2 protein-coding genes and 1 pseudogene are annotated in these 6,936 nt (G+C 60.9%); 2 read left to right on the top strand and 1 reads right to left on the bottom strand.

What is annotated here, in order from left to right; translation table 11 throughout:
• Positions 1-105 precede the first annotated feature (105 nt).
• A pseudogene (locus tag K7W03_RS20195) lies at positions 106-324 on the top strand (transposase domain-containing protein); the annotation flags it as partial.
• Between the two features lie 223 nt (positions 325-547).
• Here the strand turns inward: K7W03_RS20195 and K7W03_RS20190 are convergent.
• A complete protein-coding gene (locus K7W03_RS20190) occupies positions 548-1,279 on the bottom strand; it encodes a hypothetical protein (protein WP_222887151.1) in 732 nt (243 codons plus the stop codon).
• A gap of 411 nt (positions 1,280-1,690) precedes the next feature.
• On the opposite strand from K7W03_RS20190, the gene K7W03_RS20185 reads away from it, so the two are divergent.
• The gene (locus tag K7W03_RS20185) at positions 1,691-6,580 is read left to right on the top strand and encodes a beta strand repeat-containing protein (protein ID WP_222887150.1); all 4,890 of its coding nucleotides are present in this window, start codon (positions 1,691-1,693) and stop codon (positions 6,578-6,580) included.
• Positions 6,581-6,936: the final 356 nt, after the last annotated feature.

Raw genomic sequence — 6,936 nt, 5'->3', positions numbered from 1 at the left:
TGGAGTTCATGGCGGCGGCCCCGACGCAATTTCGGGGTTTGCCGCCAGCACCTGCGCATAATCCGGCGCTTCGCATAATTCCTTTTATGGAAAGCTATGCATAATCGCAAAAACTGGCTGTTTGCCGGGTCAAAGGCCGGCGGTGATCGCGCCGCTGCCGTCTATTCCGTCATCGAGAGCGCCAAACTCAATGGCCTCGAACCACAGGCATATATCGCCGACGTCATCGCCAAGATCGCGGACGAATGGCCTGCTGCCCGCTGGGATGAACTCATGCCGTGGAACTGGCGGCCCGATCAGCAACCGATCGCCGCAGCCGCCTGATCTGCGGTCTCCAGCCCACGCTTACCTTCAGCCTGTCAGAACGATTCACAGCTATACCAGTCCGAAAGGCTGTCTGACCAAGCCCGGAATGGAAAATCATGTCGGCACACATGAGCATGAATGGGCCAGAATAGAAAAAGCGATGAATTCTGTAGCGGCGCGCTGACCGCGTCATTTGGCGCATGCACCGCGCGCCGAGATAGGGGGCGGTGCTTTCAGTCGGTCAGACGTTGTCGTCGATCATGCCGATGATTGGGAAGACTTGTTTGATCTGGCCGTGGGGGATCGATGCCGTCGCTTGTTCGCGATATTGCCTTACCTCGATAAGGTTGCGATCGCGGGCGAGCAGTCGACCGGCGGTCCACAATGAGCGCCCCAATTCATCTCGCAGGTGGACGAGCACATCCGCATTGATCGATGCTGGCTTGACGCGGTCAAGGAGCACCCGCTCGCCGGCTCTGAAACGCGGTTCCATAGCTTCGCCAGGTATATACATCACAAAGTAGCGCTCGGTGTCACCCAGTCCGAAGGGTGCCGCCATGTAGGCAACCGGACGAGAGAGATCGGCTTCCCAGAGTTCAAGCTGATCGGCAAAAGCCAGACTACATTCCTCAACGAAGTGCACAGCGGCCGCATAGACTGGAATGCCGGGCTGCTTCGGTTGCCCGAAGAAGGCAGGATCGTCCTTCAGCGTGACCTCGGATGCCGGAGATCGCGGTGGCGAGGCGTCCGTTTCGCAGATCGAAAAAGCATCCGGAAACGTGGCCCTGAGCTTAGCGACGCTTTGTTGTGAGAGCGAATAGCCAACCGTGGGGTTTGGGTAGATGCGGGTAAGCGTGGAAGGTGCAAGGCCGGAGCGGCGTGCAATCTGGCTTGCTGAAAACCCGGTTTCCTTGATCAGGCAACCGATCAGGCTGCGGGCTCTATCCTGATCCCACTCACCGACAAAAGACATGTGTATGCGCCCGTTTTCTTAGCGCGACAGCCAACCACAACCAGATGCGGCCGTCGTCCATCGCGCCTGCATCATTATGCGCTTCGATCAATCCAGCGCAAACTGAAATAGCGCAAATTTGCAAGTGCATATTTGCGCAAAAACATCAGAAAAATTGCGGTGAGGCATACCGGCCTACTAAAGATGCGACCATTTCTGTCATGTTTGAAGGCGCAAACGCCCAAAAAAGATTTGCACGACATTCGGTCTGGACATAGACGTTTGCGCATGTTGCGCATATTTGCGCAACTGCAGGTGTCATGGGGGGAGTTCCGAACAGCATCAGCGCAAAGCCTTTTGCGTACGCGAAAGCACTGGCGCCCGTCGTTTGCCGCTCATCTGCCTGAGAATCGCAGCCAATAGGGGTTTTGAATGAATAAGAAGTCGAGGTTCAACCGGATGCTGCTGTTGTCAGCCTCCATACCAGCGGCGGCTCTGCTCGCAAACGCTGGTGGTGCATTGGCGGCTCCCGCCACAGTGAACGTGCCGACCGGCGCAGGGACCGGCGCAGCCGTAAACGCCGACATCGCTACGGCCATCACCACGCCAGCCAATCCCGACCTCACGGTTACGATTGCCAGCGGCGCGGATATCAGCGGCGCGAGCGTCGGCTATGATTTCGTTGCGGGTGGCTTTGCTGCGGGTCAGGGCGACGGCGCGATAAACCTCAACAATGATGGTCGCGTAACCGGCCTGAGCTTTGGCGGAGTGGGCGTGGCAAGTGCCGCGAACAGCTTCACCGCCACCAACAATGGCGAAGTCGTCGGGAGCGTCAGCGCGACGGACTTTGGCGGCGCGGTGTCGGTCACCAACAATGGCACTGTAGGCGGCAGCGTTGTCGGCTCTGGCTTTGGTGACGTCACGCTCGCAAATGGCCTCGCCGGTGAAGTGGGCGGCAGCCTGGTCGGGCAGGCGCTCGACGCCGCCAACGTCTCGATCACCAACGCCGGCACAGTCGATGGCGACCTCGATGGATCGGCCACGACCGGCACTGTCAGCATCGCCAACAGCGGCGATGTTGCAGGCAGCGCCTTTGCCTCGACCAGCGAAGGGGCGATCTCCGTCACCAACGCCGCGTCTGGCCGCATCAGCGGCGATGTGTCTGCGGGCTCCGAGTCCGGCGCGATTACCGTCGCCAACAATGGCCAGGTTCTGGGTCAGACTGACGCGTTCAGCCGCAACACGACCTTCACCTCGACCGGTCCGACGACCACGGTTTCGGGCACTACCACGACCACCCAGTCGAGCAGTTCGCAGCAGACTGTCGGCGGCGATATCGATGGCACTTATGCGGGTATCAATGGCTCGCTGAACTTTGGTGCTGGCAACGACGGCAGCATCACTCAGGTGAGCGGCTCGAACAGCACGGCGACCGTGACGGGCACCGTGTACGGCGACATCTACTCCGAAGCGTCTGGCTCTTCGTTTGCTACGCAGAATGTGGCCGTGTCGACCGATTCGCGCGACGCGGCGGGCACCGGCTCGGTCGTGAACAGCAGCAACAACACGTTCAATGTTGCGTCGACTGGCGGCACGAGCACGGTCAACATCTCCGGCACCGTTGCGCCTGGCGATTCGGGCCGCAATGGCGATGTTACCTCCCGCGGCGATACTGCGAGCGCCGTCAATATCAACGGCGGCAAGGTGTCGGGCAATGTGTCCTCGACCAGCCAGGGCGTGGCGTTCAACGGGGCATTCACCTCGGAAGACACCGACACCTATGACGCGGGCGTTTTCCAGGGTTCCACTTCGGTAAGCGGCACGCAGTTCAATCAGGCGCGGGCAGGCGGAGACGCGTCCGTTTCGCTTCAGGGAAGCAGCCTGGTCAGCGGCAATGTCGACGTCATAGGTGGCGCGTCTGCGTCGGCGGCAATCGGCTCGGCAGCCAAGGTCGAACAGGATGTGTTCGTCAGCACGGCTGTCCCGACTGGCCCATTCGCCTTCACCGAAGGCGATGCCTCCTCTACAGCTTCCAGCACGCGGACAACGGACGCGGCGGGAGACGGCACTCAGGTCGACACGTCGCTGTTCACCGTGTCAGCTCCAGCTGTTGCTGCTGATGCCGCGCTCGACAATGCGGGCCGAATCGATGGGGATGCGACCGTTGCAGCGGGCTTCGGCAACGCTACGGCCACCATCATCGGCACTGTTGGCGGTTCGGTGAACGCCAGCGCGTTCGCGTCCACGTCGAGCAGCGGTTCCACCTCGGAATACAGTGTCAATGGCGGCCTCAACACGCTGACGTCGCAAACCGTCATTGACAGCTTCGCTGACGCTGGTGGCCAAGCCAATGTCGTGATCGACACGGCCGCTGCGCTGCAGGGTAAAGGCGTGCCGAGCGTTGCAGGCAATGTCTTCGCCTCTGGCGTTGGGGGTGCCTCCATCACGGTCGGAAGCGGCAGCGTCATCGGTGATGCTGCGGCAGGTACGGGCGGCAACCTGTTCGCCAACAGTCTGGGCGAAAGCAGCAGCGATGAGACGGTCACGACCTACGCTGCGGACGGTTTCACGCCCGCCACGGTTGCGTCGACCTTCAGCACTGCCGCAGTAGGCGGCGCGGCTTCGGTCACCAACAACGGCACCGTTCTTGGCGATGTCGGTGTTCAGGGCCTGACCTCCGCTTCGCTCGTCAACAATGGCGATCTGGGCACCGGCGGCAATCTGTTCGGCGTTTCGGCTCTGGATGCTGAAAGCACTGTCACCTTGACCGACACCAACCCCACAAACGCTGGCATCCGTACCCTCGCGGCTACGGTTGCAGCAATGCCTGTGGGCGGCAACGCCAGCTTTACCAACAGCGGAAACGCCTTTGGCGATGTCGAGCTGGAAGGTTTGACGGGCTCGTTCACCAACAATGGTATCCTGACCGGCGTTACGACGCTTGGTGGCTCGGTGTTCAGCGGATCGGCCACGGTCGATGCGACGATCAACACCACAAATGTGGCCGTGACTCCGATTGCGGCTGCGCAGACCTACACGGTCGATCAGAATGGTGTGTCGGGCGGTTTCAACGTAACCGGCGCCGTTTCGACGCAGAGCGAGGTGGCGTCCGCGCTGTCTTCGCTGCTTTCGCCGGCGGTTCCGCTCGATGCATCGCAGGTCGACCCGGCTGCGTTCAACCTGACCGTGCGTGGCGAGGCTGCCATCAAGACTGCCGACATCAAGGCGACGATCAATCTGAACAACGGCTCGATCACGCTTGGCGATATTGACGCACAGCGTGACGACAGTGGGGCCTTCCTCACCGACACGACCGTCAACCTGAATGGTGCCGGCTTCCTGGGTGCGAGCGAGCTTCGGCTGGCCGATGCGACCACGCCTGCGAACTTCACGCCAGCTGCCACGCTGCCGGAAGACGCTGAAGGCCTGTTCAGCCCGACGGCGGTTCGCGTGCTGGGCGTCAACACGGTCAACAAGACCGGTGCGGGCACCTTCGTGGTGACGGGTGCCGAATATGTTCCGGCTGACGGCTCGACGCCCGCGGGCTGGACGATGGATGTCGGCAATCTCAACGTGCAGGCTGGCGAGCTCCAGCTGGACGTTGACGGTTCGGATGATGCTGTCTTCGGCATCAAGGGCAACATCAACAATGATGCCACCCTGGTCCTCGGCCGTCGAGCACCGACCTTCGTTCAGACGGTTGGCAACAGCATCGTCACGCCGGGACCCGAAGCGATCAAGGGCATCGAGCTCTATCAGCAGGGCAACTACACCCAGACTGCCAACGGCACGACGGTTGTAGGCGTCAATCCCTCGCTGGTCCGCTTTGGCAACCTGTCAGTCAACGATGGCGGCGCAGCACCCGAAGTGCTGGGTCCGATCACCGGTGGGGTCAGTGTTCCCTACTTCACCACCCCGACCAATGCCGGTGTCTTCTCGATTCCGTCCTCGGTCACTGTGGACGGTAACCTGAACCTGGCCGGTAAGGTCGCGGTGACGGTGTCGAAGGATAGCCTCTATTCGACGGGCGACGGCTACACGCTGTTCACCTATACCGGCACCGGCAACGTCACCGCCACCGCGGCACCGACGCTCGCCTCACAGTTCGTCACCTTCGGTCTGAAGCACGATGCGACCGCTAAGACCGTTTCGATCGAGGCGACCCGCAACAGCTACGCCACGGGCGCGACCAATCCCAATGCCGCTTCGGCAGCCGTGGGTCTGGACAGCGCGCTGGCTGACGTCATAGCTCGGGTGAAGACGGATGCTGCTGGCGGCAATGGCTTTGCTTCGGTTACGGAGATCGCCAATGCGCAGGACATCGCCAACATCGCTGCTGGTCTCGACTGGCGGCTGAACAGCGCACAGGCGGCTGAGATCTTCAACGAGCTTTCCTCGGCGGAGATCTATGGTTCGCTGGCCGCGGTCGATCAGAACGCGGTTTTCAACACCACCGTCAACCGACTGGCTGCTCGCCGTGGCTATGGTGAGGCGCTGGGCACCCAGATCTGGTTCAACCCGTCGGCGAACTTCGCCAAGACGGGGGGCACCAAATCCGGAGCGTCGAAGATCAAGACCAACAGCTATGGCGGTGCCTTTGGCCTCGACGTGGCCTATCAGGAAGACGGGGCCTTCGGCATCGGCTTTGGCTATGGTCAGCATGACGTCACTGCACAGGGTTCGCAGGAAGAGGCGCAGGTTCGCACCTACACCATCGGTGCCTATGCGACCCAGGGCTTTGGCCCCTTCTACGGCAGCTTCCAGTTGGCGTACGGCTTCTCGAAATTTGAAGTCGAACGCGACCTGGACATCCTCGCTCGCACCATTGAAGGCGACTTCAAGGGCAAGCAGTTGGATGCCAGCTTGGAGCTGGGCTATGACTTGACCGCCGGTAGCGGTCTGGTCGTGACCCCCTATGGTAAGCTGGCGCTGCGTCGCTGGTCGATGAACGGCTTCACTGAAGAAGGTGGCGCTGGCATCGGACTGAAGGTGGATCATGCCTCCAAAACCGTCTTCTCGCCCGTTCTGGGTGTGAAGGCCGGGGTTCTGCTCGGTGATGCCGATGGGATCGCCTATCGCCCCTATGCGAAGGTCCAGTACAGCTTCCAGGGCAGCATCGGCAGCGATCGCACGGTCCAGTATCTGGGCGGTGGCGATGCCTTCCGCCTGAAGGGTGTGAATCCGGACGGTAACGGGCTGATCGAACTGGGTGTTGATGCCTCTGTCAACAAGCGCGTCAACCTGTTCCTCTCGGGCGGTTACGGCTTCGGTGGCCACAACAGCCTCGGCCAGGTACGCGGTGGCATCAGCTTCGGCTTCTGACACAGCTCACTAAAATGGGAGGGCGCGGCGGTTTCGGCGCGCCCTTTCGTTTGCTTGGCCGCCTTGCTTTCCCGCGCTTGTGCGCGATGGGCGATAGCTATGTCGAGCGCGGCACCGGAACGGGGAAGAATTCTGCTGCGTCCAAATCTGTCGCGTGACTTATTCACACCCCAACGAGAAATATTGGCGCAGAATCAACGAGTAAACAGAACGTGAACAACTTTGGAACAGGCGCAGAACCTCTCAAGACGATTGCTGGTCTGATTATGGAGAGGCTTGCCCATTACGGGGTTCAGATTTTGACTAACGGGAATGGCGCACTATGCTTTTTCACGCCCTCTCCCGGTCATGTCGGT

The organism is Sphingobium sp. PNB, from assembly GCF_019873065.1.
In the GTDB taxonomy this organism is placed as follows: domain Bacteria; phylum Pseudomonadota; class Alphaproteobacteria; order Sphingomonadales; family Sphingomonadaceae; genus Sphingobium; species Sphingobium fuliginis.
Note: the sequence above shows the minus strand (reverse complement) of the source record. Positions and strands in the feature narration are given on the sequence as shown.